General features: G+C 39.2%; 25 protein-coding genes and 1 other annotated feature. Of the genes, 24 read left to right on the forward strand and 1 reads right to left on the reverse strand.

All coding sequences use genetic code 11. The annotated features are described in order from the left end of the window. Positions 1–89 precede the first annotated feature (89 nt). The 17 genes from citZ (at position 90) to J2Y67_RS16450 (ending at position 18,925) form a co-directional block, all read left to right on the forward strand. The gene (citZ, locus tag J2Y67_RS16370) at positions 90–1,208 is read left to right on the forward strand and encodes a citrate synthase (protein WP_310175895.1); all 1,119 of its coding nucleotides are present in this window, start codon (positions 90–92) and stop codon (positions 1,206–1,208) included. Positions 1,209–1,355: 147 nt separating this feature from the next. Continuing rightward, positions 1,356–2,624 (forward strand): NADP-dependent isocitrate dehydrogenase, encoded by a 1,269-nt coding sequence (icd, locus tag J2Y67_RS16375; protein WP_310175896.1) that lies wholly within the window; start codon positions 1,356–1,358, stop codon positions 2,622–2,624. Positions 2,625–2,717: 93 nt separating this feature from the next. Next, positions 2,718–3,656 (forward strand): malate dehydrogenase, encoded by a 939-nt coding sequence (mdh, locus tag J2Y67_RS16380; RefSeq protein ID WP_310175897.1) that lies wholly within the window; start codon positions 2,718–2,720, stop codon positions 3,654–3,656. A gap of 79 nt (positions 3,657–3,735) precedes the next feature. Beyond that, positions 3,736–4,212 (forward strand): MaoC/PaaZ C-terminal domain-containing protein, encoded by a 477-nt coding sequence (locus J2Y67_RS16385; protein WP_310175898.1) that lies wholly within the window; start codon positions 3,736–3,738, stop codon positions 4,210–4,212. A 1,050-nt stretch (positions 4,213–5,262) separates the two neighbouring features. Next, complete coding sequence (locus J2Y67_RS16390; protein ID WP_310175899.1) at positions 5,263–5,976, forward strand: response regulator transcription factor; 714 nt, start codon at positions 5,263–5,265, stop codon at positions 5,974–5,976. A gap of 47 nt (positions 5,977–6,023) precedes the next feature. Beyond that, a complete protein-coding gene (gene pnpS, locus J2Y67_RS16395) occupies positions 6,024–7,388 on the forward strand; it encodes a two-component system histidine kinase PnpS (RefSeq protein WP_463675864.1) in 1,365 nt (454 codons plus the stop codon). 281 nt (positions 7,389–7,669) lie between these two features. Then, positions 7,670–10,309 (forward strand): DNA polymerase I, encoded by a 2,640-nt coding sequence (polA, locus tag J2Y67_RS16400; RefSeq protein ID WP_310175938.1) that lies wholly within the window; start codon positions 7,670–7,672, stop codon positions 10,307–10,309. A 16-nt stretch (positions 10,310–10,325) separates the two neighbouring features. Continuing rightward, positions 10,326–11,153: a DNA-formamidopyrimidine glycosylase gene (gene mutM / locus J2Y67_RS16405; protein ID WP_310175901.1), complete on the forward strand. Its 828-nt coding sequence runs from the start codon at positions 10,326–10,328 to the stop codon at positions 11,151–11,153. Positions 11,154–11,243: 90 nt separating this feature from the next. Beyond that, positions 11,244–11,879, forward strand: a complete 636-nt coding sequence (gene ytaF / locus J2Y67_RS16410) for a sporulation membrane protein YtaF (protein WP_310175902.1) — start codon at positions 11,244–11,246, stop codon at positions 11,877–11,879. Between the two features lie 22 nt (positions 11,880–11,901). Then, positions 11,902–12,504 carry a dephospho-CoA kinase gene (coaE, locus tag J2Y67_RS16415; protein ID WP_310175903.1) on the forward strand — a complete coding sequence of 201 codons (603 nt, stop codon included), beginning with the start codon at positions 11,902–11,904 and terminating at the stop codon, positions 12,502–12,504. Between the two features lie 215 nt (positions 12,505–12,719). Beyond that, the gene (locus tag J2Y67_RS16420) at positions 12,720–13,751 is read left to right on the forward strand and encodes a glyceraldehyde-3-phosphate dehydrogenase (protein ID WP_310175904.1); all 1,032 of its coding nucleotides are present in this window, start codon (positions 12,720–12,722) and stop codon (positions 13,749–13,751) included. Between the two features lie 304 nt (positions 13,752–14,055). Next, complete coding sequence (speD, locus tag J2Y67_RS16425) at positions 14,056–14,430, forward strand: adenosylmethionine decarboxylase (RefSeq protein WP_026572226.1); 375 nt, start codon at positions 14,056–14,058, stop codon at positions 14,428–14,430. Positions 14,431–14,543: 113 nt separating this feature from the next. Next, the gene (locus J2Y67_RS16430; RefSeq protein WP_310175905.1) at positions 14,544–14,942 is read left to right on the forward strand and encodes a hypothetical protein; all 399 of its coding nucleotides are present in this window, start codon (positions 14,544–14,546) and stop codon (positions 14,940–14,942) included. Positions 14,943–15,050: 108 nt separating this feature from the next. Beyond that, complete coding sequence (gene nrdR / locus J2Y67_RS16435; RefSeq protein ID WP_310175906.1) at positions 15,051–15,512, forward strand: transcriptional regulator NrdR; 462 nt, start codon at positions 15,051–15,053, stop codon at positions 15,510–15,512. Positions 15,513–15,582: 70 nt separating this feature from the next. After that, positions 15,583–16,980, forward strand: coding sequence for a replication initiation and membrane attachment family protein (locus tag J2Y67_RS16440; RefSeq protein WP_310175907.1), 1,398 nt, complete (start codon positions 15,583–15,585; stop codon positions 16,978–16,980). Positions 16,981–16,993: 13 nt separating this feature from the next. Next, positions 16,994–17,923, forward strand: a complete 930-nt coding sequence (gene dnaI, locus J2Y67_RS16445) for a primosomal protein DnaI (protein ID WP_310175908.1) — start codon at positions 16,994–16,996, stop codon at positions 17,921–17,923. A gap of 120 nt (positions 17,924–18,043) precedes the next feature. Continuing rightward, on the forward strand, positions 18,044–18,925 hold the full coding sequence (locus J2Y67_RS16450) for a putative sporulation protein YtxC (RefSeq protein WP_310175909.1): 882 nt from the start codon (positions 18,044–18,046) through the stop codon (positions 18,923–18,925). A 54-nt stretch (positions 18,926–18,979) separates the two neighbouring features. Here the strand turns inward: J2Y67_RS16450 and J2Y67_RS16455 are convergent, their stop codons facing one another. Beyond that, positions 18,980–19,156: a hypothetical protein gene (locus J2Y67_RS16455; protein ID WP_310175910.1), complete on the reverse strand. Its 177-nt coding sequence runs from the start codon at positions 19,154–19,156 to the stop codon at positions 18,980–18,982. Positions 19,157–19,743: 587 nt separating this feature from the next. Between J2Y67_RS16455 and thrS the strand changes: the two genes are divergently transcribed. From thrS to J2Y67_RS16490, 7 genes are all read left to right on the forward strand, one after another. After that, a complete protein-coding gene (gene thrS, locus J2Y67_RS16460) occupies positions 19,744–21,678 on the forward strand; it encodes a threonine--tRNA ligase (protein ID WP_310175911.1) in 1,935 nt (644 codons plus the stop codon). A 172-nt stretch (positions 21,679–21,850) separates the two neighbouring features. Continuing rightward, positions 21,851–21,984 (forward strand) — a sequence feature (ribosomal protein L20 leader region). Positions 21,985–22,117: 133 nt separating this feature from the next. Continuing rightward, the gene (gene infC, locus J2Y67_RS16465) at positions 22,118–22,636 is read left to right on the forward strand and encodes a translation initiation factor IF-3 (protein ID WP_310175940.1); all 519 of its coding nucleotides are present in this window, start codon (positions 22,118–22,120) and stop codon (positions 22,634–22,636) included. A gap of 17 nt (positions 22,637–22,653) precedes the next feature. After that, positions 22,654–22,854 carry a 50S ribosomal protein L35 gene (gene rpmI / locus J2Y67_RS16470; protein WP_071357951.1) on the forward strand — a complete coding sequence of 67 codons (201 nt, stop codon included), beginning with the start codon at positions 22,654–22,656 and terminating at the stop codon, positions 22,852–22,854. Positions 22,855–22,889: 35 nt separating this feature from the next. After that, positions 22,890–23,249 (forward strand): 50S ribosomal protein L20, encoded by a 360-nt coding sequence (gene rplT, locus J2Y67_RS16475; RefSeq protein WP_310175912.1) that lies wholly within the window; start codon positions 22,890–22,892, stop codon positions 23,247–23,249. 56 nt (positions 23,250–23,305) lie between these two features. After that, on the forward strand, positions 23,306–23,560 hold the full coding sequence (locus tag J2Y67_RS16480; RefSeq protein ID WP_310175913.1) for a DUF1294 domain-containing protein: 255 nt from the start codon (positions 23,306–23,308) through the stop codon (positions 23,558–23,560). A 42-nt stretch (positions 23,561–23,602) separates the two neighbouring features. Further along, on the forward strand, positions 23,603–24,094 hold the full coding sequence (locus tag J2Y67_RS16485) for a dUTP diphosphatase (protein WP_310175914.1): 492 nt from the start codon (positions 23,603–23,605) through the stop codon (positions 24,092–24,094). A 117-nt stretch (positions 24,095–24,211) separates the two neighbouring features. After that, the gene (locus tag J2Y67_RS16490) at positions 24,212–25,297 is read left to right on the forward strand and encodes a M42 family metallopeptidase (protein ID WP_310175915.1); all 1,086 of its coding nucleotides are present in this window, start codon (positions 24,212–24,214) and stop codon (positions 25,295–25,297) included. Positions 25,298–25,527 lie beyond the last annotated feature (230 nt).

Genomic DNA, 25,527 nt, shown 5'->3' on the forward strand with positions numbered 1-25,527 from the left:
CATCCGGGATAGCTTTTGCTAACTTTTTTGAAAGACATAATAAACAAATGGGCAATGGGGAATTTTAGAAAGCAAAGGAGAGATTTACGATGACAGTAACACGTGGACTTGAGGGGATTGTGGCAACAACGTCCTCCATCAGCTCAATCATTGATGACACGCTAACATATGTTGGTTATGACATTGATGATTTAGCGAAAAATGCCAGTTTTGAAGAAGTTATTTATTTGCTGTGGCATCGTCAACTGCCAACAACAGAACAATTGGAAGAGCTTAAAAAAGAACTTTCTGAGAATTCAGCACTTCCACAGGAAGTAATTGAACACTTCAAAATGTATCCGATTCAAAAGGTTCATCCGATGGCAGCGCTCCGCTCAGCCGTTTCACTATTGGGATTATACGATGATGAAGCCGATGTAATGAATGAAGATGCGAATTACCGAAAAGCGATTCGTCTGCAAGCTAAGATGCCAACGATTGTCGCAACATTCGCGCGGGTTCGAAAAGGTTTAGAGCCTGTTGCTCCAAGAACCGATTTAAGCTTCGCAGCTAATTTCCTTTACATGTTAACGGGAAAAGAGCCTCAACCGATTGCAATTGAAGCGATTGATAAAGCGCTGGTATTACATGCAGACCATGAATTAAATGCTTCTACCTTTACTGCGCGTGTTTGTGTGGCTACATTATCAGATGTGTACTCCGGGGTTACAGCTGCAATCGGAGCATTAAAAGGTCCGCTTCACGGTGGAGCAAATGAAGCTGTTATGAAGATGCTTTCTGATATTGGTACAATTGAAAATGTTGAACCATATATTCGCGGCAAGCTGGAGAAAAAAGAAAAAATCATGGGTTTTGGTCACAGAGTTTACCGCCAAGGAGATCCGCGTGCAAAGCACTTAAGGGAAATGTCAAAAAAATTAACAGAACTTACCGGCGAACCATTCTGGTATGATATGTCTGTTAAAATTGAAGGCATTGTTACCGGCGAAAAGAAACTACCACCAAATGTTGACTTCTATTCAGCATCTGTATATCACAGCCTTGGCATTGATCATGATTTATTCACACCAATTTTTGCTGTCAGCCGTGTTTCCGGATGGCTTGCTCATATTCTAGAACAATATGAGAATAACCGCTTAATCCGTCCGCGTGCAGAATATACTGGTCCTGGAATGCAAAAATACATTCCAATTGAACAAAGAGGATAAATTTTATTTTACTTTTTGCTCAAAAATTGATGTAATAGGATTGTATGAAAAAGGTTAGGGGTACTCTCTAACCTTTGATTCAGTCCAGGAAAACGGGTAATTGCAGTCTTTACCCGATAGTTATACATAATAGGAGGTAGAACATCTATGCAAGGCGAAAAAATCACAGTAAAAGATGGCGTATTAAATGTTCCAAACAATCCAATTATTCCATTTATTGAAGGAGACGGTACCGGTCCTGATATTTGGGCAGCTTCCTATCGTGTATTAGATGCAGCGGTAGAAAAAGCCTATAAGGGTGAACGCAAACTTGTCTGGAAAGAAGTTTTAGCAGGAGAGAAAGCATTCAATCAAACAGGGGAATGGCTGCCTTCAGAAACTCTTGATGTAATCAATGAATACTTAATTGCTATTAAAGGTCCATTAACAACGCCTGTTGGCGGCGGAATTCGTTCATTAAACGTTGCACTTCGCCAAGAATTAGATTTATTTGTATGTTTACGTCCAGTAAGATGGTTTGAAGGGGTTCCTTCTCCAGTTAAACGTCCTCAAGATACAGACATGGTTATTTTTCGTGAAAATACTGAAGATATCTATGCTGGTATTGAATATGAAAAAGGTTCAGATGCAGTTAAGAAAGTGCTTGAATTCCTTCAAAATGAAATGGGCGTTAAGAAAATCAGATTCCCTGAAACTTCAGGAATCGGAATTAAGCCGATTTCTGAAGAAGGAACAAAACGTCTTGTCCGCGCAGCCCTTAACTATACCATTAAAGAGGGACGTAAATCTCTTACAATTGTGCACAAAGGGAATATCATGAAATTTACTGAAGGTGCATTTAAAAACTGGGGCTATGAAGTTGCTGAAACCGAGTTTGGCGATAAAGTCTTCACTTGGAATCAGTATGACCGCATTAAAGCTGAGCAAGGCACTGATGCTGCGAATAAAGCACAGGCTGATGCGGAAGCTGCAGGTAAAATTATTGTGAAAGATGCAATTGCTGACATCTTCTTACAACAGATCCTTACCCGCCCTAAAGAATTTGATGTTGTTGCTACAATGAACTTAAATGGTGATTATATCTCCGATGCCCTTGCAGCACAAGTCGGCGGTATTGGTATTGCACCAGGAGCAAATATTAACTATGTAACAGGACACGCTATCTTCGAAGCAACTCACGGAACTGCACCAAAGTATGCAGGTCTTGATAAAGTAAATCCTTCATCTGTTATCTTATCAGGTGTTCTTCTGTTAGAGCATTTAGGCTGGAATGAAGCAGCAAACATGATTACGAAATCAATGGAAAAATCCATTGATTCTAAAGTTGTAACATATGACTTCGCCCGTTTAATGGACGGAGCAACAGAAGTAAAAACTTCTGAGTTTGCCGATGAACTAATCAAAAATATGGAATAAGTTTATTACCTTCAATTAAGGGCTGTTTTTTAAACAGCCCCCTGTTGGTTATGCATTTAGATTTACTACTTTTAAATAAAAGGGGAGAGTCAAATGTCATTAAAACGTAAAAAGGTTTCTGTAATCGGCGGCGGTTTCACTGGTGCAACTACTGCATTCTTACTTGCTCAAAAAGAACTTGGAGATGTTGTTTTAGTTGATATTCCACAAATGGAAAATCCAACAAAGGGAAAAGCATTAGATATGCTTGAAGCCAGCCCTGTTCAAGGCTTTGATGCAAATATCACCGGTACTTCTAATTACGAAGATACTGCAGATTCTGATATCGTCGTTATTACAGCAGGTATTGCCCGTAAACCAGGCATGAGCCGTGATGACTTAGTGCAAACAAACCAAAAGGTAATGAAAAGTGTAACACAAGAGATCGTAAAATATTCACCAAACTGTACAATCGTTGTTTTAACAAACCCTGTTGATGCAATGACTTATACTGTTTTCAAAGAATCAGGTTTTCCTAAAAATCGCGTAATCGGTCAATCAGGTGTTCTGGATTCTGCTCGTTTCCGCACATTCGTTGCTCAAGAATTAAACCTTTCTGTAAAAGATATTACAGGTTTTGTTTTAGGAGGACACGGGGATGACATGGTTCCACTTGTTCGTTATTCCTATGCCGGCGGTATTCCTCTTGAAACCTTAATTCCTAAAGATCGTTTAGAAGCAATTGTTGAACGTACAAGAAAAGGCGGCGGTGAAATCGTTAACCTTCTTGGGAACGGCAGCGCATACTATGCTCCAGCAGCTTCATTAGTGGAAATGTGTGAGACAATTCTGAAGGACCAACGCCGCGTAATTCCTTCCATCGCATACCTTGAAGGTGAATTTGGTTATGAAGGTATTTACCTTGGCGTACCAACTATCCTTGGTGCAAATGGAATTGAAAAAATAATCGAACTTGAATTAACTGCTGAAGAAAAAGCAGCATTAGACAAATCCGCTGAATCTGTCCGCAATGTTATGGGAGTTTTAGCATAATATAATTGAAATTCGGGGGAGTGCGCCCCGAATTTTTTTCGAATTGTATTGAAACCGTTTACATATTGGGGGAGATTGAATGCTTTTAGGAAAAAAGAGAAAACTGGGCCGAAAAATTAAAGAAATGACCGTAGGAGAAAAATTATCGATAACGGAAAAAATTGAAGATAAAGACCTTTTACTCTATTTAGGATTAACAGATGATGCCAATCCCCTTTATATTCAACATGACTATGCATCACAGACTCCATTTAAAAAACCAATTGTCCCGGCCATTATGCTGACAGGAATCCTCACTTCTGCTATTTCGAAGTATTTGCCGGGTCCGGGAAGTCATATTTTAAGTCAAGAACTTGAGTTTTCGAAACCGGTTTATCATTATGGTACCATTCATTTTTTATTTGAGGTAATTGAAGTAGATCAACCCAATCACTTTGTTATGATTCAAGTATCGGGGCACAACGAAAAAAACGAAATAGTCATCCAAGGAAAAGTAAAGGTATGTCCGCCATATCCGCTCGAGGGTTTGGATGGACAGGCATTAGAAAACTTTTAATAGGATCAGTTAAGGGAATGTGCTCAGCACATTCCTTTGTTGTCGAGAAAGGGTATTTTTCTCGGCAATTTTTTGCTTTGTCAAATCTAAATACCAATTTTATTGATAGTCCCTGCAAAAGGGCCTGTTGATTTCCGCTCCGGTCACTCGCTTTCCGCGGGGAGGTCCTGGAGCCTCCTCGGCGCTTGCGCCTGTGGGGTCTCCAGTGACCTCTCTATCCCGCAGGAGTCGAGTGCCCTCCGCTCCAATCAACAGGGGGCAAATCAATTATTTAATTCCTCAAATATTCGCCAGTATCTACCTCTACTTCTTTGTATACTTATATTTATTTGCGCTTGCCTTTTAATGGGTTGAATCCGTAAATAAAGCACGTCCCCCAACCACATTGTCTATCAGAATGCATTCCAAAAAGTTACTCAATAAACATCACTGCTAAAAAGAATAAGCGGATCAGTTGAGCGGTCATTAACCTCATTATAATAAGTATGAACTTTTTCAAGAAGAAACGAAAAATCAATAATATTTGCAATTAAGCCTAGAGGTTGGTCATCTGGACCTATTCATCAATAGAAACAAATTCATACTCACTTTAAGTAACCTATTTTTGCTTAAACATTAAATTCACCACTTATTTTAAATAGTTATGGAGTTGAAATTTTTATTGAATGCACCTGTTGATTGGAGCGGAAGGCACGAAGACTCCTGTGGGAGTACGGGGCAGGGGAGACCCCGGAAGCGCTAAAGCGCTGAGGAGGCTCCCCGGCGCACGCCCGCGGAAAGCGAAGTGCCTGGAGCGGAAATCAACAGACTTGTTGCACAAACTGAACTTTAATAATATCGCAATAAATTTATGCGGTGAATTGTTAAAAAGGAAAATAAAAGGCTACCGAAAGATTGAACAGCCTGGGAATGTGCTCAGCACATTCCTTTTTTTTTACCAGTTAAAGGTTATTAAGGGTATTTCTTTATCGTTTATATTATAATGAAATTTGGGATCTTGGATTAAAAAATAAAATAGGGGCAAATTTATATATAAAAGCGGAGGATTCTATGAAAAATAAAGTACTTGTTGTAGATGATGAGCAATCAATTGTAACCTTGCTGCAATATAATTTTGAGCAGGCTGGATTTGATTGTCTTACAGCAATGGATGGTGAAGAGGGAAAAAGATTGGCTGAAACGGAGTCGCCTGACATCATCGTTTTAGATCTTATGCTACCCAAACTAGATGGAATAGATGTTTGCAAACAACTTCGCCAAAACAAAATCATGATCCCTATTCTAATGTTAACAGCAAAAGACGATGAATTTGATAAAATATTGGGACTTGAATTGGGTGCAGATGACTATATGATTAAGCCATTCAGCCCCAGAGAAGTAATTGCAAGAGTGAAAGCAATTCTGAGAAGAACTCAGGTGCAGCTCGAATATACTGAAAATACAAAAGATGTCGAGCAAATCGTAATTGGGGATTTAAAAATTTATTCGGAAAAACATGAAGCTTATTTTCGGGGGGAACGATTAGAGCTTACTTTAAAAGAATTTGAACTTTTGTTGCATCTTGCACAAAATAATGGAAGGGTTCTAACTCGGGACCAATTATTGAGTGCTGTCTGGAATTATGATTTTGCCGGAGATACAAGGATTGTCGATGTCCATATATCACATTTAAGAGAAAAAATTGAAGAGGATACGAAGAAACCAATCTATATCAAAACTATTCGCGGGCTGGGGTATAAAATGGAGGGGCCAAAAGGAGAATGACAAATTTTCGTAAAAGGCTCCTAATTGCACTAGTTACTATCATTGTTATGGTCTTGACTGGATTAGGAATATTGGTTAGTCAGTTATTGAAAGGGTATTATTCTCATTCCTTTTATCAGCTAAAACAGGAATATGGTCAAATTGGGTGGATTTTATTATTTTGCCTGGGAATCGCCTTACTCGTTATTCTTTTTCTCGGTTACTTGATTACGGCAAGATACACGAAACCGATTGAATCTGCAACACAAGTCGCAATGGAACTTGCAAAAGGAAACTATCGGGCAAGAACTACTGTGGATGGATTTAACGATACCGGAATGCTTAATGAATCAATTAACATTCTGGCAAAAAACATTGAAGAAATGGTGAAAGCCCAGGAAATGCAGCAGGATCGTTTGACTGCTTTAATTGAAAATATTGGGGCAGGGTTAATGCTAATTGATAGCCGCGGCTATGTTAATTTGATTAATCGAGGTTATAGTGAAATATTCCATGTTAATCCAGCAGATTATTTATTTAAACAGTTTTATGAAGTAGTTGGATATGAAGAGATCTGCAATCTAGTTACAGAGGTTTTTAGAACTGAGCAAAAGATTAGAAAACAAATGCTTCTTCCATTATTTATTGAAAGAAAGTACTTTGATGTCTACGGGGTACCTATCATTGGAAAAAATAATGCTTGGAAAGGCATTTTGCTAGCTTTTCATGATATTACGGAAATAAAAAAACTGGAGCAAATGCGCAAAGATTTTGTTGCCAATGTTTCGCACGAATTAAAAACACCTGTCACATCAATCAAAGGATTCACTGAAACGCTTTTAGATGGGGCGATGAACAATCAAGAAACATTGGAATCATTCCTTTCTATTATTTTAAAAGAAAGTGACAGGCTTCAAACGCTGATACAAGATTTATTGGACCTGTCAAAAATCGAGCAGCAAGGCTTCAAATTAGCTCTGCAACAGGTGGATTTAAATCCATTACTGAAAGAAATCATCACCATGCTGAATGGAAAAGCTCAAGAAAAGAAGATTAACATTGACTTTTATCATAATCAGGAACAGATATTTATTGAAGGTGATGTGAATCGATTAAAGCAAGTATTTATCAATTTGATTGCTAACTCAATTACCTATACACCTGCTGAAGGCGAGGTTAAGGTCATTTTACTGGAACAGGAGAAGAGTATTCGGATCCATGTGAAAGATTCAGGAGTTGGAATTGAAAAGGACGAAATTCCTCGGATATTTGAGCGCTTTTACCGTGTAGACAGAGCCAGAAGCAGAAATTCTGGCGGAACTGGTCTAGGATTAGCCATCGTGAAGCATTTAGTTGAGGCGCATCATGGAACGATTAGTGTAAGAAGTAATGTGGGTGAAGGCAGTGAATTTATAATCGAATTTAGTAAATAGTGATCGTAACCTTGGATGGGTAGGCGTGATAAATTTACATAAACTTAATAGTTTCTATATATTTAGTTAACATTGGAGTTATATGATAATAGTACAAGCCCCCTGATCCAAGGGAACCATCGAAAGGTGAAAGCTGCCCCGCTTTCACCTTTTTGTTTTTATGCAAGATACCTCGTTATTTTCTTTTCCTTTTCCACTCATGATAAAATAAGAAAAAGGAACATATGATCATTTCGATTAAGTAATATACATAATTGTTTTAGAGTAAAAGAGGAGGCTTCCTGATGGATCAGAAAAAGCTTGTATTAATAGATGGAAACAGCATTGCCTATCGGGCATTTTTTGCGCTGCCGCTGCTGAATAATGATAAAGGAATTCATACTAACGCAGTGTATGGTTTTACCATGATGCTAATGAAAATTATTGAAGACGAAAAACCGACCCATATGCTTGTTGCCTTTGATGCCGGAAAAACTACCTTCCGCCATAAGACATTTGGGGAATATAAGGGGGGGAGGCAAAAAACACCTCCTGAATTATCCGAGCAATTTCCGTTTATCCGCGAACTGTTGGATGCCTACGGGATTTCACGGTATGAACTCGATAATTATGAGGCAGATGATATTATCGGCACGCTTTCTCTACTTGCTGAAGAAGATGGTTATGATGTGAAGGTGATTTCCGGAGATAAGGATTTAACGCAGCTCTCTTCGAATAACACAACCGTTGGAATTACCCGTAAAGGAATCACCGATATTGAAGAGTACACTCCGGAGCATATCCAGGAAAAATACGGTCTTACCCCTCTGCAAATCATCGATATGAAGGGCTTAATGGGAGATGCGTCTGACAATATCCCAGGTGTACCGGGAGTCGGTGAAAAAACGGCCATTAAATTACTCAAGGAATTTTCAACACTTGAAAATCTGCTGGATTCAGTAGAACAAGTAAGCGGAAAAAAACTGCAGGAAAAGCTCGAGGAATATAAAAACCAAGCAGTAATGAGCAAAGAGTTAGCGACCATCGAAAGAAAGGCTCCGGTTGAAATAAAATTAGATGAAATCTCATATGAAGGGTTTACGAGAGAAAATCTAGTGGCACTATTTAAGGAATTAGGTTTTAATTCACTCCTTGATAAGCTTGGAGAATCTGAAATAGATGAAGTTCAGCACGATTTAGAAGAGATTGAGTTTCACATCCCGGAAGAAATCACTGCGGAATTATTTGCCGATCATAATTATTTCTATGTGGAAATGTTGGATGATAATTACCACTATGGGGATATTATCGGATTTTCACTTGTGAATGAAAACGGGAATTTTTATTTTCCGACGGAAATGGCAATAAAATCGGATGATTTTAAAAAATGGGCCGAAGATGAAGGGAAAAAGAAAACCGTTTATGATGCAAAGCGCTCAGAGGTTTCGTTGAGAAGGCATGGGATTCATCTAAAAGGGGCCGAATTTGATACCTTGATTGCTTCTTACATCATCAATCCGACCGAAAACATTGAAGATCTTGCATCGATAGCGAAAAGAAATGATGTACATAATATTCAATCCGATGAAGCGTTTTATGGAAAAGGTGCCAAACGGAAAATTCCTGAAACAAAGGCGCTTGCAGACCATCTAGTGAGAAAAAGCTTGGCCATGTCTGTTTTAAAGGAAAAGCTGGAACATGATTTAAGAAAAAATGAGCAGTATGAATTATTCACGGATCTTGAAATGCCGTTATCGCTTATTTTGGCAGATATGGAGGCATGTGGGATCAAGGTGGACAGCGAGCGGCTTCGGTTGATGGGGCAGGAGATTAACGACCGTTTAATCGATATCGAGAAGGTCATCCATGAATTAGCAGGTGAGAAGTTTAACATAAATTCGCCTAAACAATTAGGGATTATCCTATTTGAGAAACTAGGTCTGCCTTCATTCAAGAAAACGAAGACGGGATATTCAACTTCTGCTGATGTCTTAGAAAAACTGGCACCTGATCATGAAATCATCGAGTATATTCTTCTATACAGGCAATTAGGTAAGCTGCAGTCAACCTATATTGAAGGGTTACTTAAGGTTATTAATCCTGATAATAGTAAGGTTCATACGAGATTTCAACAAACATTAACCGCTACGGGAAGATTAAGTTCCATTGACCCGAACCTGCAAAACATTCCAATTCGACTGGAAGAAGGGCGAAAAATCCGCCAAGCCTTCGTTCCTTCCGAAAAAGACTGGGTTATATTTGCCGCGGATTATTCGCAGATTGAACTGCGAGTCCTTGCGGATATTGCCGGCGACGCCAAGCTGATTCAAGCCTTTAAGGAAGACTTGGATATTCATACGAAAACGGCCATGGAAGTTTTTCATGTCAGTGCGGATGAGGTCACGGCGAATATGAGACGCCAAGCAAAGGCTGTTAACTTTGGTATTGTCTATGGAATCAGCGATTACGGTTTATCACAGGGATTAGGTATCACACGGAAAGAAGCCGGTAAATTTATTGAACGCTATCTTGACAGTTATCCGGGTGTGAAAGAATATATGGATGATATTATTAAATTGGCAAAACAAAAGGGATTTGTCACAACATTATTGCAGCGCAGAAGATATATCCCTGAGATCACCAGCCGTAACTTTAATATTCGCAGCTTTGCGGAAAGAACGGCGATGAATACCCCGATTCAGGGAAGTGCGGCTGACATTATTAAAAAAGCCATGATTGAGATGGCTGCAGCATTGAAAGAGCAGAACTTAAAAACAAGGCTATTGCTTCAGGTCCATGATGAATTAATCTTTGAGGCACCACAGGATGAGATTGAAACGTTAAAAACATTGGTACCAGAAGTAATGGAACATGCACTTGAACTGAAGGTGCCATTAAAAGTGGATTATGCATATGGGGCAACCTGGTTTGATGCCAAGTAAAATGAGGTGAATTTGAATGCCTGAACTTCCTGAAGTCGAAACGGTGCGAAAAACGTTAAAAAAATTAGTGCTTCATAAAGAAATTAAAGATATCATAGTCCATTGGCCGAAAATTATTAAAAAACCTCTAGAAATCGAACAATTTATTGATGCCCTAAAAGGGGAAACGATTTTGGATGTGGGAAGAAGAGGGAAATTTTTAATTCTTTATACCGAGCATTATGCACTTGTATCCCATCTAAGGATGGAAGGGAAATACGGCCTTTATCCGAAAGATGAGCCGTTCGATAAACATACCCATGTAATTTTTCGCTTTACCGATGAAACCGAGTTAAGGTATCGTGATGTTCGTAAATTTGGAACGATGCATTTATATAGAAAAGGGGAAGAATTTCTCCAACCTCCATTATTGGATCTTGGACCTGAGCCTTTTGATGACACCTTTACAAATGATTATTTAAGCGGGATGTTAAAAAAGACCACAAGGAAAGTAAAACCGGCACTCTTAGATCAAAAGGTTCTCGTTGGGCTTGGGAATATATATGTAGATGAAGCCCTTTTCCGAGCCGGGATTCATCCGGAACGGATTGCAAATACGCTGACGAAGGAAGAAATCACAATTCTTCATCAAGAGATTGTGAATACGTTAAGTGAAGCAGTGAAAAAGGGCGGAAGTACGATTCGTTCATATATCAATTCGCAAGGCGAAATGGGCATGTTTCAGCTTGAATTATACGCTTATGGACGAAAAGGCGAATCCTGCAAAAGATGCGGTACACCGCTTGAAAAAATAACGGTCGGCGGTCGCGGAACACATTTTTGCCCAAGCTGCCAAAAGATATAATTGCGATGTAAAAGCCAGTTTAAAGGCACACATAGGATAGGCTCCTTCCATATACTATCGTAGTGATTGACAGGAAGGAGCCCTAAATCAATGGTTCAATTGTTCTCACTTCTCTTGCTAGCTCTTGCCCTCAGTCTCGACAGCTTTAGCGTGGGATTTACCTATGGATTAAGGAAAATGGTCATGCCGATTAAATCGGTTTTGATTATTGCTAGCTGTGCGGGATTATCTTTATTACTCGCTGTGTCAATCGGACATGGTCTGGCAAAAATATTATCACCAAGCATAACGGCAGGGCTTGGGGGATTCATTCTTATCGCTCTGGGTGCAGGGGTAATTTATCAATATTTTCGACCGGAAAAAGAGAAAGAAGTTCAAAAGCAAGAAAAAACAATCGTGAATTTTGAAATTCGCTCTCTCGGTTTAGCCATTAATATTTTGAAAAAACCAATGTCTGCTGATTTTGACCAATCCGGTACCATTACGGGAATTGAAGCATTAGCACTGGGATTTGCTTTGTCCTTAGATTCTTTTGGTGCAGGAATTGGGGCTGCCATGCTCGGTTTTTCCCCTTATTATTTAGCAATAGCCGTAGCCATCATGAGCCCCTCATTTGTTCTTTTTGGAATTAAAATCGGAACATTCTTTCATAAATATGAATGGATTCAAAAGTTTACTTTTTTACCGGGAGTCATGTTAATCTTGATTGGAATTTGGAAACTTTAATGAACTTAGAAAGGAAAAGAGTATGTCACTAGTGATTGGACTAACGGGCGGAATTGCCAGTGGAAAAAGTACGGTATCCAATATGTTCAAGGAAATGGGGATAACCGTTATTGATGCAGATATCGAAGCACGCCTTGCGGTGGAAAAAGGAGAACCGGCCTATAATAAAATTATTGAATCTTTTGGGAGCGATATTTTACTCTCAAACAAAGAAATCGATCGTCAAAAGTTAGGTTTAATTATTTTTCACCATGAAGAAAAGCGACAACTCTTAAATGAGATTGTACACCCTGAAGTTCGAAAACGGATGAGACAGCAAATGGAAGCTGCTGTTTCGAAACAGGAACAAATCGTCGTCCTCGACATCCCATTATTATTTGAGAGCAAGCTAACCTATATGGTGGAAAAAACAATTCTTGTTTATGTGGATCGAGAGGTTCAGCTGCAGAGGTTAATGGAGAGAAATCATCTTACAATCGATGAGGCAGAGGCAAGAATCCACTCACAAATGCCGCTTGCAGAAAAGGTGACACTGGCTGATGCAGTACTCAACAATAATGGCACGCCATTTGAAACAAAAACGCAGCTGCTTGACGTTTTAGCTAAATGGGAAGTAAATCTATAGTGTATAACCTATTTGAGAAGGGATTAACCTTCTCTTTTTTTTTTGGAATCGCTAGTTTTAGCGTCAAATCAAGGGGGACCGCTAAACGTAGTTATCTGAAAAATAAAACATTAAGAAAATCCGCAGATTATTTATCACAATTAACGATTAATATGTTATACTAATTACAAGAAATCAAGTTATCAGTATAACACTTATGCGGAAGGGGCCGTAAAATGAAAGCAAGAATTGCAATTAACGGTTTTGGGAGAATCGGAAGGATGGTTTTTAGAAAAGCGATCCTTGAAAATAAGCTTGAAGTTGTAGCGATTAATGCGAGCTATCCGGCTGAGACATTAGCTCATCTAATTAAATATGATACAAATCACGGACCTTTTCAAGGGGAAGTTATTGCCTTAGATGATGAGTTAATCGTAAATGGAAAAAGAGTGAAATTATTAAGTAGCAGAAATCCGGAGGAACTTCCTTGGGAAGAGCTTAATATAGATATCGTAATTGAAGCGACGGGCAAGTTTAATTCCCGTGAAAAAGCAGCATTACATTTGGACGCAGGAGCTAAAAAGGTCATTTTAACCGCTCCAGGTAAAAATGAGGATGTTACGATTGTCGTTGGAGTAAACGACGAAATGCTCGACCTTAACATGCATGACATCATTTCCAATGCATCTTGTACAACAAACTGCCTTGCACCTGTTGCAAAAGTATTGGATGAAAAGTTTGGAATTGAATCCGGTTTAATGACAACGATTCATGCTTATACAAATGACCAAAAAAATATCGATAACCCACATAAAGATTTACGCAGGGCTAGAGCATGTGGACAATCTATCATTCCAACAACAACTGGTGCTGCAAAAGCATTATCATTAGTACTGCCACAGCTTAAGGGCAAATTGCATGGAATGGCACTTCGTGTCCCAACGCCAAATGTTTCTTTAGTTGATTTAGTAGTCGATTTGAAACAAGATGTTACAGTCGATGACATTAATCATGCATTTATTGAAGCAGCAGATGGACCATTAAAAGGAATTTTAGATTTTACAATGGAGCCGCTTGTTTCGGTTGATTTTAACACCAACCAACATTCAGCCATCATTGATGGTCTATCTACCATGGTAATGGGCACAAGAAAAGTAAAGGTACTTGCTTGGTATGATAATGAGTGGGGCTATTCATCACGCGTTGTCGATTTAACCCTATTTGTCGCACAAGAATTGGCGAACACCAAACAGGTCAAAGTAGGATAAGGTTTGCAGAAAAAAATTGCTGTCAATTGGCAGCAATTTTTTTACGTTCGACTGTATTAGAGGAAGAAAGGCAGTAAGATCCCGGTTATAATAGAATCTTGAAAAAATTTTATTTTGATAGGTTGCAAAAAAAATATAAACAAAGTATACTAGTCATCGTGAACTTCTTGAAATTAGGTAACGATCAATTACTTAAAGGGTTAGGACCTCTCTGGACTAACTTTCCCCCGTGGTAATTACTTTGTTACCGTCAATAACAGGATTTCAAGAATGAAGCAAAAATCCTTAGAGGGGGAAATTGAATATGGAAACAATGGGTAGACACGTCATCTCAGAATTATGGGGATGCGACTTTGAAAAATTGAATGATATGGATTTTATTGAACAAACTTTTGTTGAGGCAGCTCTTAAGTCAGGTGCTGAAATTCGCGAAGTAGCTTTCCATAAATTTGCTCCTCAAGGCGTGAGCGGTGTCGTGATTATTTCTGAATCACATTTAACCATTCACAGCTTCCCTGAACACGGATATGCAAGCATTGATGTGTATACTTGCGGCGATTTGAATCCAAATATTGCTGCCGATTATATTGCAGAAGCTTTAAATGCGGAAACACGTGAAAACATTGAAATACCTCGTGGTATGGGTCCTGTTCAAGTGAAACAGGCCAAAGTTCTATAAAATTATAAATGTGAAACGGCGAAAAAGAGGCGTATCCGATGATACACCTCTTTTTATTTTCTTCTCATTTTATTGTACACTAGGAAGAAAGTAATTTTAAAAGGAGGACAGGTATGGCTCTTTTCGGGAATATATTTTTAAGGTTTAGTAAACAAATTGAAACCTCTGATAAGCACTCAGATGAACTGTTAAACACACACTACTATAAAGCCAATTTTAATCAGTTATTCGGGTCCATTGAGGACTTATTTAGACAGGATGCGGATTGCCGAATCTTGACGGTATCAAAAGAACGGGGCGAAATTGCCGTCGAGGTAAACAAACCGTTTCCTTGTTTTTTAATTGCTACGGTTGTTTCAATCAGACCAATGGAAACGGCTGTGGATTTTAATCTTTCAACCGAACATTTTTCAATTGGCGGGACCTACCCTGCACTAAGAAAGAGAATTGCTTCATATTACGATAAGCTTAAACAACAACATACATACATTGGAACAGGAAAAAACGCTTAATAGTTCTACTTGTCTTAAAGGGTTGTTTTTTATAAGATAAAGGTAGAATACATGTGAGAAGATGACAATTGTTCGGGTTTTGTCGCATAGATTTGGAGCTGATTAATAATGAAATGCCCATCTTGTCAAAATTACGGTACACGTGTGCTTGATTCCCGGCCAGTTGATGAGGGGCGGGCAACACGGCGCAGACGAGAATGTGAAGAATGCGGCTATCGGTTTACGACCTTTGAGAAGATTGAGGAGATTCCTTTAATCGTTGTAAAAAAGGAAGGTACACGGGAAGAATTCAGCCGGGATAAAATTTTAAGGGGCTTAATAAAAGCTTGTGAGAAGCGCCCTGTTGCGTTGAAAGAATTAGAGGATATCACGCAAGGGGTTGAAAAGGAACTGCGAAGTCAAGGAATCTCCGAGATTAAAAGTGAGATGATTGGCGAAATGGTGATGGACAGGCTTGTAAAAGTGGATGAAGTTGCGTATGTCCGGTTTGCTTCCGTCTACCGTCAATTTAAAGACATTAATGTGTTTATCAATGAATTAACAGAACTAATAAAAAAAGAGAAATCATAGGGAGCTAAAGTGACTTTGGCTCTTCATTTTTTCATACGAAATATTTTTAAAGGAAGGATCTGAAAAAAATATGGCGCAGCATTGGCAGGAGCTTATTCCAATCGATCGTTATATTGTTGCGGCCAGTGGGTTACTACATGACTATGACCGAAAAGTGCTGACGTTATTGTATCAGCCATTAATTGGATCAAGCTGCTTTAGTTTATATATGACACTATGGGCAGAGCTTGAAGAAAACAGATTGTGGTCGGAATCTTCAAGCCATCATTTATTAATGAATTTACTAGAGCTTAATCTAAAGGATATTTATGAGGCACGATTAAAGCTGGAGGGAATTGGATTATTAAAGACATTTGTAAAAACGGATGATGAAGAGCGATCATTTATTTACGAGCTTCACCCGCCGCTTTCGCCTGAGCAATTCTTTTTAGATGGAATGCTTAATATTTATTTATATCGAAAAATCGGCAAGAATCATTTTGCCCGGCTGAAGCGATTTTTTAGTGACCAGCAAAAGCCGAATGAAGAGGGATTCGTTGAAGTTACAAAGGCATTCCAGGATGTTTTTGCCTCAGCCACCCCTGGCAGCCTGCAGTATATGCAGAACATACAAAGTGAACTGGAGCCTGACAATGATCAGCAGTTTATCGGCAGGAATGAACAAAAACCAATAGTAATTGATGTGAATACTTTTAATTTTGGTTTATTACAAGCGGGATTAAATGATTCACTGGTACCTAAAAAGGCGCTCATTCCAAAAGTGAAAGAGGTTATCAGTAATCTTGGATTTCTTTATGATATTGATCCGATTCAAATGAAAAATATCGTCTTAGGGGCCATTAATGAGGTAAATGAAATTGACATCGAGGAATTAAGAAAGGCTGCCCGTGATTGGTATCAATATGTTCATTATGATCAGCTTCCGTCTTTAATTGAACGAACCCAGCCGCCCGTTTACCGCGTTCAGGTAGGGGAGCCAAAAACACAGGAGGAGCAATTAATTCGTTCGTTGGAAACTACTTCACCAGTGAAGGTATTTAAAGACTCCTCAGGCGGTGTCGAACCCTCTAAAGCTGACTTAGAAATTATTGAAGAGATGATGTTTAAACAAAAGCTTCTCCCAGGAGTCATGAATGTACTCATTCAATTTGTTTTATTAAAAACGGATATGAAATTCACAAAAGGGTATGTCGAAAAAATCGCCGGGCACTGGGCAAGAAAACAGGTTAAAACAGTGAAAGAAGCGATGGATCTCGCAAAGAAGGAGCATAACACCTATCTTGGGTGGAGTGAAGCAAAGAAAACGGGAAAATCTTCAAAGCAAAAGCCAATTCGGACCGAAGTACTCCCAGATTGGTTTGAAGATAAATCTGAAACAGCAGCAAAAGATCCTGCCGTAGAGACTAACAAGGAACTAGAAGCAAAAAAACGTGCCATAGAGGAAAAATTAAAGGCATTTCGCAAATAGAGGGTGACGAATATTGGAAAGAATAAACCATACCTTGAAGCGGTTAGCCTCAAATGAAAACTTTCAAAAACGCTATGAAAAGATGCGAAGAGATCTTCTTCAACATCCGGATATTAAGGCTTTCCTTACAGCGCATCGGGATCAAATAAACGATGCGATGATTGAAAAAAGTTTAAGTAAACTTTTCGAGTATACGAACCAAAGTAAGGAATGCAGCCGCTGCCAAAGTCTTGACAGCTGTATCAATATGATGAAGGGTTATCATCCTTCACTCGTCTTAACGCGCAATTCGATTGACGTGGTATATGAAAAGTGCCCGCGGAAGGTCATTGCTGATGAAAAAAGGAAAAACGAACAACTAATTAAAAGCCTTTATGTCCCAAGAGATATATTAGAAGCGACCTTTGAGGATTATGAGGGAGATTCAGGCAGACTTAATGCAATTGATAAAGCTGCCGACTTTTTAATGAATTACGAACAGAATAAGAAGCAAAAAGGATTATATCTTTATGGGAAATTTGGGGTAGGGAAATCCTATTTATTAGGTGCAATTGCGAATGAGCTTGCGAAAAAGAAAATTTCTTCGATGATTGTCTATGTTCCTGAACTGTTAAGGGAAATGAAAAGCTCCATCGCGGATTCAACCTTAAATGAAAAAATTGAAGCATTAAAAAAAGAACCCATTCTAATGATGGATGATATTGGAGCGGAAGCTGTATCCAGCTGGACAAGGGATGAGATAATAGGGCCGATTTTGCAGTTCCGGATGCTTGAAAATCTGCCGACGTTTTTTACGTCCAATTTTGATTATCAAGGGTTGGAACATCATTTAACCTATAGCCAGCGTGGAGAAGAAGAAAAAATGAAAGCCCGCCGGATTATGGAAAGAATCCGCAGTTTGAGTGTACCCGTGCAGATAGACGGTCCAAATCGACGAAATTAAATGAAGGTGATGGAAAAAGGATTGCTAATATAATAATTAGCAGTCCTTTTTCTTTATTCTAAATTGGCCAAGTCCCCCATATATATTACAAACAGATATTGGAACATAGGGGGGATTTGGTTGGCGGAAATCATCTTCCAAGGCAAGATGGATGCAAATCGATTTTATAACCACTTGCTGACATATTTAAAAGATTATTTAACTGAACATGATATTCTTCTACACGAAGATCGATATATAGTAAAAATTCTTGAAGGCGGATTATCTGCTTTAACGTTTGAAAAAGTAAAGGAAGCCTTTTTTGGTTTTATTGTAAAAATAAAGACGGAAGACTGGTATCGGGAAATTCTTAAAGAACGGTTTTATTATGAGGACCCGGAAGAGCAGCAGCAAATTATTGATATTATTTATTCGATTCAGGAAGGTCACCGGGAAGATTTAACGGTTTTATTAAAAGAAACAGTTGAAGAACCGAAGGTCAAAGAAGCCATTGAGCAGGTTTTTCAAGAAAATATTTCTTTTTCATTCGATTCATTTCTAAAATTTCGTCTGCGTCCCTACCTGCAAATGCTTGAAAGCTATGTGGAAATTTCGATTGATGAATATAAAATGGAGCAGGAGTATCAAATGTTTATTCAAACCCTCCGCGAATTTTTGGCTGGACGAGAGCCAAAAATGGACACGCTCCATCTATTGTTTGATGAGGAAATCACTTTTTTTTCCGCCCAGTTTGAAGAAATTAAAAGGGGGGAGTTAACCAAAATGATAGACCGGAAATTGTTGGTGAATCATCCGGTTTATGTTGACTCTGCATCGATTGCACCGCTTTTGTCGATTGCGCCTAAAACGATTTTTCTTTATGCAAGGGAGCCGGATGCACCGCTAGTTCGAACCATTCAAAATATTTTTGAAGAAAGGGTTACGATAAAATCTTTTCAGGCACTGAGGAAAGTCAAAGAACGAGAAACATATACAGATGATTTGGGAGAAAATCAAGCGTGAAAACTGAATCTCTCATGACTGAAGTCACGAGGTTCTAAGGTACTGACCAAACTTCTATTGGATGGCTCTTGCAAGCAAAAAGCTGACACCAATCACTTGCTTGGTTTCCCTTAGACTTTCATGGACAAGGCTACCTGTGTAGCCATTAGCGTCCTGTTGGCCCGATTCAAGACCTATTTTTTTGAACGTTGAAGATTTTACGTGGCAAACGTTATAGTTCGTTCTTGCCACAACTCCCTATCTTCAGTTTTCAAAGAACAAGTTTATTAATCATAGAATAGCACAAACGTTCGAATAGTTCAATAAATTTAGGCTTACGCCTACTGAAAATTCATCCCATTTCTAAAGACGGGCTAGGCCCTGCATGGGTGTTCTTTTCAGAAAACAATAAAAATGTAGAAATGGGCTAAAGGAACTTGATTTTTCAAAATTGAATCATTATAATTACGTACATAGTTAAATTACAATCACACATGCGCAAAAAGTAATGATAAGGATAACAGTATTTTTTTACGGTTTCTAGAGAGGGAGGTCCCGGGCTGAAAATCTCCTATCACGAGAAAAGTACTTACCACCTTTAAACTTCAGCAGTGAATACCTGTCTTTTCCAAGGTTAGTAAATGCTGACGGCTAATCATCCGTTATTTGTCCAAAGCCATTTTTAAAAGCGTTAGGCGTTTTAAAAATGTAAAATTGGGTGGAACCACGTGTTAATCAAAACTCGTCCCTTTCTCTAGGGACGGGTTTTTTTATTTTTTTTAAAAGTGATTCGGGGTAAATTTAATCCCAGGCACTTAAAATATGAAGGAGGAATTACTATGTCAGACGTTGTTAAGATTTCGTTTCCAGATGGGGCAGTAAAGGAGTTCCCACGAGGAACAACAACGGAAGATATTGCTGCTTCCATCAGCCCCGGCCTCAAGAAAAAGGCCCTTGCCGGCAAATGGAATGGTAAATTGGTGGATCTTCGCCGTCCGATCCCTGAAGACGGTTCAATAGAAATTGTTACACCTGATTCAAGCGACGCATTAGAGGTTTTACGCCACAGTACAGCCCATTTAATGGCACAGGCAGTTAAACGTCTATATCCAAACGTAAATTTAGGAGTGGGCCCAGTTATTGAAGGCGGCTTTTATTACGACATGGATTTGGAGGAGTCGTTAACACCTGAGGACCTTCCAAAAATCGAAAAAGAAATGGTAAAAATTGTCAATGAAAACATTGAGATTGTTCGTAAGGAAGTAAGCCGCGGGGAGGCTGTACAACTGTTTAAAGAAGCAGGCGACCCGTATAAGCTTGAATTAATCGAAGCGATTCCGGATGAGGAAACAGTAACAATCTATGAGCAGGGTGATTTTTTCGACCTATGCCGCGGTGTCCACGTTCCATCAACTGGAAAAATCAAAGAATTTAAGTTGTTAAGCATTGCCGGTGCCTACTGGCGCGGAGACAGCAACAACAAAATGCTGCAGCGTATTTACGGCACAGCCTTCTTCAAGAAAGAGGATTTGGCAGAGCATCTTCGTTTGCTCGAAGAAGCAAAAGAGCGTGACCATCGTAAAATTGGTAAGGAATTAAGTCTTTTCACAAGTTCCCAATTAGTTGGGCAGGGATTACCATTATGGCTTCCTAAAGGTGCAACAATCAGACGAATCGTTGAGCGTTATATTGTTGATAAGGAAGTAAGCTTAGGGTATGACCATGTTTATACTCCCATCATGGGAAATGTGAATCTTTATAAAACTTCAGGCCACTGGGATCATTATCAAGAAGATATGTTCCCGGTTATGGATATGGATAATGAACAATTGGTGCTTCGCCCAATGAACTGCCCGCATCACATGATGGTTTATAAAAACAGCATTCACAGCTATCGCGAGCTGCCAATTCGCGTTGCTGAACTTGGAACCATGCATCGTTATGAAATGTCCGGCGCATTATCTGGATTGCAGCGTGTCCGAGGTATGACTTTAAATGATGCTCATATCTTTGTCCGTCCTGATCAAATTAAAGAAGAATTCCAGCGTGTGGTCCGCTTGATTTTGGATGTTTATAAAGACTTTAATTTAACAGAGTACTCTTTCCGTTTATCCTACCGCGATCCACAGGATAAAGCGAAATACTTTGATGATGATGCAATGTGGGAAAAAGCACAAAGCATGTTGAAAGAAGCAATGGACGATATGGGTCTTGAGTATTATGAAGCAGAAGGGGAAGCGGCATTCTACGGACCTAAGCTTGATGTCCAGGTTAGAACAGCGTTAGGTAAGGATGAAACACTTTCAACTGTTCAATTAGACTTCTTATTGCCTGAGCGTTTTGATTTAACCTACGTTGGGGAAGACGGTAAACAGCACCGTCCTGTGGTTATTCACCGAGGTGTCGTTTCCACAATGGAACGCTTTGTTGCCTTCTTAATTGAAGAATACAAAGGAGCATTCCCAACATGGTTAGCACCTGTTCAGGTTCAAGTCATTCCAGTTTCACCAGAAGCACACTATGACTATGCAAGAAAAGTTCAAGAACAGCTTAAAAGCGCCGGCTTCCGTGTGGAATTAGATGTCCGCGATGAGAAAATCGGCTATAAAATCCGTGAAGCACAAATGCAAAAAATCCCATATATGCTTGTTGTCGGCGACAAAGAAGTGGAAGATAATGCCGTCAATGTCCGCAAATATGGCGAACAAAATTCAGAAACTATTGCCTTTACAGCGTTCCTTGATGCATTAAAGGGAGAAGTACGAAAAGGTTAATTTTTTAAAAGGGAGGATTTACCTCCCTTTTTGTTTGATAAAATAAAAATAAATGTATTGAATAATTTTTTGTTTCTTGCTAAAATAAATTTCGTTGAATGAACATTTGTCCGATTGACATTACGTCTTTGCTTATGTTATAGTTATCAAGGTAAAAATTGAATACGATTTTTAGGGAAAGAAGAAGCACCCGCTTCTCACCTGATTGACGCTTTTTGAGCAGTTGGCAGGTCTTACGCGACTTTTTTGTTTTATTACTTTTGTTTCGTAAAGTGTGGGTGGTTTCACCCGCACTTTTTTGTTTGGTTAAAAAAACAAAGCATTACTAAAAAGTTTTAGTATCTGCCGATGCAGCTTAGTGTCATACGAAATGAGGAGCCTTTATAAGATCCTTCTTGACCTGGATGTTGTATTCGTGATTATACCTTGGAGGTGTTTAATTATTAGCAAAGACATGTTGTTAAATGAGGGAATTCGCGCTCGTGAAGTTCGCCTAATTGACCAAAATGGCGAACAGTTAGGAATCAAATCCAAGAACGATGCGCTGGAGATTGCCGGACGAGTGAATCTTGATTTGGTGCTTGTAGCACCGACCGCAAAGCCTCCGGTAGCCCGAATTATGGACTATGGAAAATTTAAATTCGAGCAGCAAAAGAAAGACAAAGAAGCTCGTAAAAATCAAAAAATCATTACCACAAAGGAAGTTCGTCTAAGCCCGACAATTGATGAGCATGATTTTAATACAAAGCTTCGTAATGCCATTAAGTTTTTGGAAAAAGGCGACAAGGTAAAAGCCTCAATCCGTTTCAAGGGCCGGGCAATTACCCATAAAGAAATCGGTCAGCGTGTATTAGACCGTTTTTCCGAAGCGTGTAAGGAAGTTGCGACCATCGAGTCACATCCTAAAATGGATGGACGAAGCATGTTCCTGGTTCTAGCACCTAAAATTGACAAGTAATAAGGAGGAAGTTCCCAATGCCAAAAATGAAAACTCACCGCGGCGCTGCAAAGCGTTTCAAAAAGACTGGTTCTGGTCAATTAAAGCGTGACCACGCTTATACAAGTCACTTATTTGCTAACAAATCTACAAAAGCAAAGCGTAAGCTTCGCAAAGCATCACTTGTTTCAAAAGGCGATTTCAAACGCATTCGTCAATTATTAACTTACGTTAAATAATCTCGTATTTTCGATTTATATAGGAGGGAAATTACATGCCACGTGTAAAAGGCGGTACAGTTACGCGCAAGCGTCGTAAAAAGGTTCTTAAATTAGCAAAAGGTTATTTCGGTTCTAAACATACATTATATAAAGTTGCTAACCAGCAGGTTATGAAATCATTAATGTATGCATTCCGCGATCGTCGCCAGAAAAAGCGCGACTTCCGCAAACTTTGGATTACTCGTATCAATGCAGCAGCTCGTATGAACGGTCTTTCTTACAGCCGTTTAATGCATGGTTTAAAGCTTGCTGGTATCGAAGTAAACCGCAAGATGCTTGCTGAATTAGCAGTAAGTGATGCAAATGCATTTGCTGAATTAGCAAACGTTGCAAAACAACAATATAACAAGTAATTATATAAAAGCCATTCTCTTCTTTGAGGATGGCTTTTTCTATAGGGGGATGGGAAATGATATGGTTAGTGATTTATTTAATCATGAACATAATGGGTCTGATTATCATGGGGATTGATAAAAAACGGGCAATTAAACAGCAATACCGGATTCGAGAGAGGACTTTGTGGCTAGTGGCACTGTTTGGCGGTGCTGTAGGGACAACAATCGGAATGAAATTATTCCATCATAAAACGAGGCATTTGTCATTCAAAATCGGCTTTCCCTTGCTCGCAATACTAGATCTCATTTTAATGATGTTCTTTGTATAACAGCTGCAAATGATATAATTTTCTAAAGGGAGTGATCAAAAGATGCAGCTAAAAAAATTATTTGAAATGCAGAAAGCATTAGATACTCATATTCAGGAAAAACATGGTCTGCTAGCGGAAGATTTGGTGAATCGAAAGGTTCTGGCGCTGCTTGTGGAGATTGGCGAATTGGCAAATGAAACTCGCTGCTTTAAGTTCTGGAGTGTGAAACCATCTTCTGCAAAAGAAGTGATTTTAGAAGAGTTTGTTGATGGCATTCACTTTATTCTATCTCTTGGGATTGAATGCGGCTTTCATGAACGTGAAATGGAATTAACACTTACTGAGGCCTCTGTAAGCGTAACAGAGCAATTTCTTATGATTTATGAACAGGTGAGTAATTTTAAAAGAAATAGAGGTTTTGAGGAGTATCAAGCATTATGGGTGGGCTACCTGCAATTGGCCTCACTTTTGGGATTCTCTTCTGGAGAAATCGAGCAGGCATATTTTGCAAAAAACGAAGTAAATTATCAAAGACAGGAAAACAACTATTAGAAGAAAAATTTGTAAATTTTTCATGGGATTCTGTATAATGAAAGTTGGTACATAAGAGGATGTCTGGGAGTGTAAAGATGGACTATTCTCTAACATCCAAAAAAAGGGGGCAGCAAAATGGCGAAATTAGATGAAACATTAACCATGTTAAAAGATTTAACCGATGCCAAAGGGATTCCCGGAAATGAACGCGAAGTTCGCGAAGTCATGAAAAAATACATAGCACCATTCGCAGACGAGGTAACAACAGATGGACTTGGCAGTTTGATTGCTAAAAAGGTCGGTAAAGAAGGCGGACCGAAGATTATGGTGGCTGGCCATCTTGATGAAGTAGGCTTTATGATTACCCAAATCGATGATAAAGGTTTCCTTCGCTTCCAAACAGTTGGCGGCTGGTGGGGGCAGGTCATGCTCGCCCAGCGCGTAACGATTGTCACAAAAAAAGGCGAGGTAACCGGTGTAATCGGTTCGAAACCGCCGCATATTTTATCTGCTGAAGCGCGGAAGAAGCCGGTTGAAATTAAAGATATGTTTATTGATATCGGTGCTTCAAGTCGTGAAGAGGCAATGGAATGGGGCGTTCGCCCAGGGGATATGGTTGTTCCATATTTCGAGTTTACTGTGATGAACAATGAAAAAATGCTGTTAGCTAAAGCTTGGGACAATCGAATCGGCTGCGCAATTGCGATTGATGTTCTAAAAAAATTGCAGGGTGTGGACCATCCAAATGTCGTTTACGGTGTAGGCACAATTCAAGAAGAGGTTGGTTTACGCGGGGCACGGACATCTGCTGCAAAAATTGAGCCGGATATCGGGTTTGGTGTTGATGTAGGGATTGCCGGCGATACTCCTGGAATTTCTGAACAGGAAGCTATGAGTAAAATGGGAAAAGGTCCGCAAATTATTTTATATGATGCATCGCTTGTTTCTCATAAGGGATTGCGGGATTTTGTAACAGACGTGGCGGATGAAATGAATATTCCGTATCAATTTGATGCTATTCCTGGCGGAGGAACGGATGCAGGTTCGATTCATTTGACACATAAGGGTGTTCCGACTTTAGCGATTACTATCGCTACGCGTTATATTCACTCTCATGCGGCCATGCTTCATCGTGATGACTTTGAAAATGCAGTTAAATTAATTGTGGAAGTCATTAAACGGTTAGACCGTGAAACCGTGGATAAAATAACGTTTGAATAATTTATAATTGTTTCCCTGGGGTGTGCCTCTGGGGATTTTCTTTGTGTGGGCGCCAGATTTAGATTGTTGATAAATTGTTTGGGTCTTGTGATTTTTCATTAAAATGGAGATCTCCGAAAAGAGTGGGTGATTTAAATCGTCGTATAGGAGACACTTTTAGTGAAAAACGAACTAGTTTTGTCGCCAATAGGGGTTATAGGAGACACTTTTAGTGAAACCCCAACTAGTTT

This window comes from Neobacillus niacini, assembly GCF_031456445.1.
Lineage (GTDB): Bacteria > Bacillota > Bacilli > Bacillales > Cytobacillaceae > Neobacillus > Neobacillus niacini_I.

Bases quoted from the DNA above. Each gene is read 5' to 3' on its own strand.
- citZ (WP_310175895.1), top strand. From the start codon at position 90: ATGACAGTAACACGTGGACTTGAGGGGATTGTGGCAACAACGTCCTCC.
- icd (WP_310175896.1), top strand. From the start codon at position 1,356: ATGCAAGGCGAAAAAATCACAGTAAAAGATGGCGTATTAAATGTTCCA.
- mdh (WP_310175897.1), top strand. From the start codon at position 2,718: ATGTCATTAAAACGTAAAAAGGTTTCTGTAATCGGCGGCGGTTTCACT.
- J2Y67_RS16385 (WP_310175898.1), top strand. From the start codon at position 3,736: ATGCTTTTAGGAAAAAAGAGAAAACTGGGCCGAAAAATTAAAGAAATG.
- J2Y67_RS16390 (WP_310175899.1), top strand. From the start codon at position 5,263: ATGAAAAATAAAGTACTTGTTGTAGATGATGAGCAATCAATTGTAACC.
- pnpS (WP_463675864.1), top strand. From the start codon at position 6,024: ATGGTCTTGACTGGATTAGGAATATTGGTTAGTCAGTTATTGAAAGGG.
- mutM (WP_310175901.1), top strand. From the start codon at position 10,326: ATGCCTGAACTTCCTGAAGTCGAAACGGTGCGAAAAACGTTAAAAAAA.
- ytaF (WP_310175902.1), top strand. From the start codon at position 11,244: ATGGTTCAATTGTTCTCACTTCTCTTGCTAGCTCTTGCCCTCAGTCTC.
- coaE (WP_310175903.1), top strand. From the start codon at position 11,902: ATGTCACTAGTGATTGGACTAACGGGCGGAATTGCCAGTGGAAAAAGT.
- J2Y67_RS16420 (WP_310175904.1), top strand. From the start codon at position 12,720: ATGAAAGCAAGAATTGCAATTAACGGTTTTGGGAGAATCGGAAGGATG.
- speD (WP_026572226.1), top strand. From the start codon at position 14,056: ATGGAAACAATGGGTAGACACGTCATCTCAGAATTATGGGGATGCGAC.
- J2Y67_RS16430 (WP_310175905.1), top strand. From the start codon at position 14,544: ATGGCTCTTTTCGGGAATATATTTTTAAGGTTTAGTAAACAAATTGAA.
- nrdR (WP_310175906.1), top strand. From the start codon at position 15,051: ATGAAATGCCCATCTTGTCAAAATTACGGTACACGTGTGCTTGATTCC.
- J2Y67_RS16440 (WP_310175907.1), top strand. From the start codon at position 15,583: ATGGCGCAGCATTGGCAGGAGCTTATTCCAATCGATCGTTATATTGTT.
- thrS (WP_310175911.1), top strand. From the start codon at position 19,744: ATGTCAGACGTTGTTAAGATTTCGTTTCCAGATGGGGCAGTAAAGGAG.
- rpmI (WP_071357951.1), top strand. From the start codon at position 22,654: ATGCCAAAAATGAAAACTCACCGCGGCGCTGCAAAGCGTTTCAAAAAG.
- rplT (WP_310175912.1), top strand. From the start codon at position 22,890: ATGCCACGTGTAAAAGGCGGTACAGTTACGCGCAAGCGTCGTAAAAAG.
- J2Y67_RS16480 (WP_310175913.1), top strand. From the start codon at position 23,306: ATGATATGGTTAGTGATTTATTTAATCATGAACATAATGGGTCTGATT.
- J2Y67_RS16485 (WP_310175914.1), top strand. From the start codon at position 23,603: ATGCAGCTAAAAAAATTATTTGAAATGCAGAAAGCATTAGATACTCAT.
- J2Y67_RS16490 (WP_310175915.1), top strand. From the start codon at position 24,212: ATGGCGAAATTAGATGAAACATTAACCATGTTAAAAGATTTAACCGAT.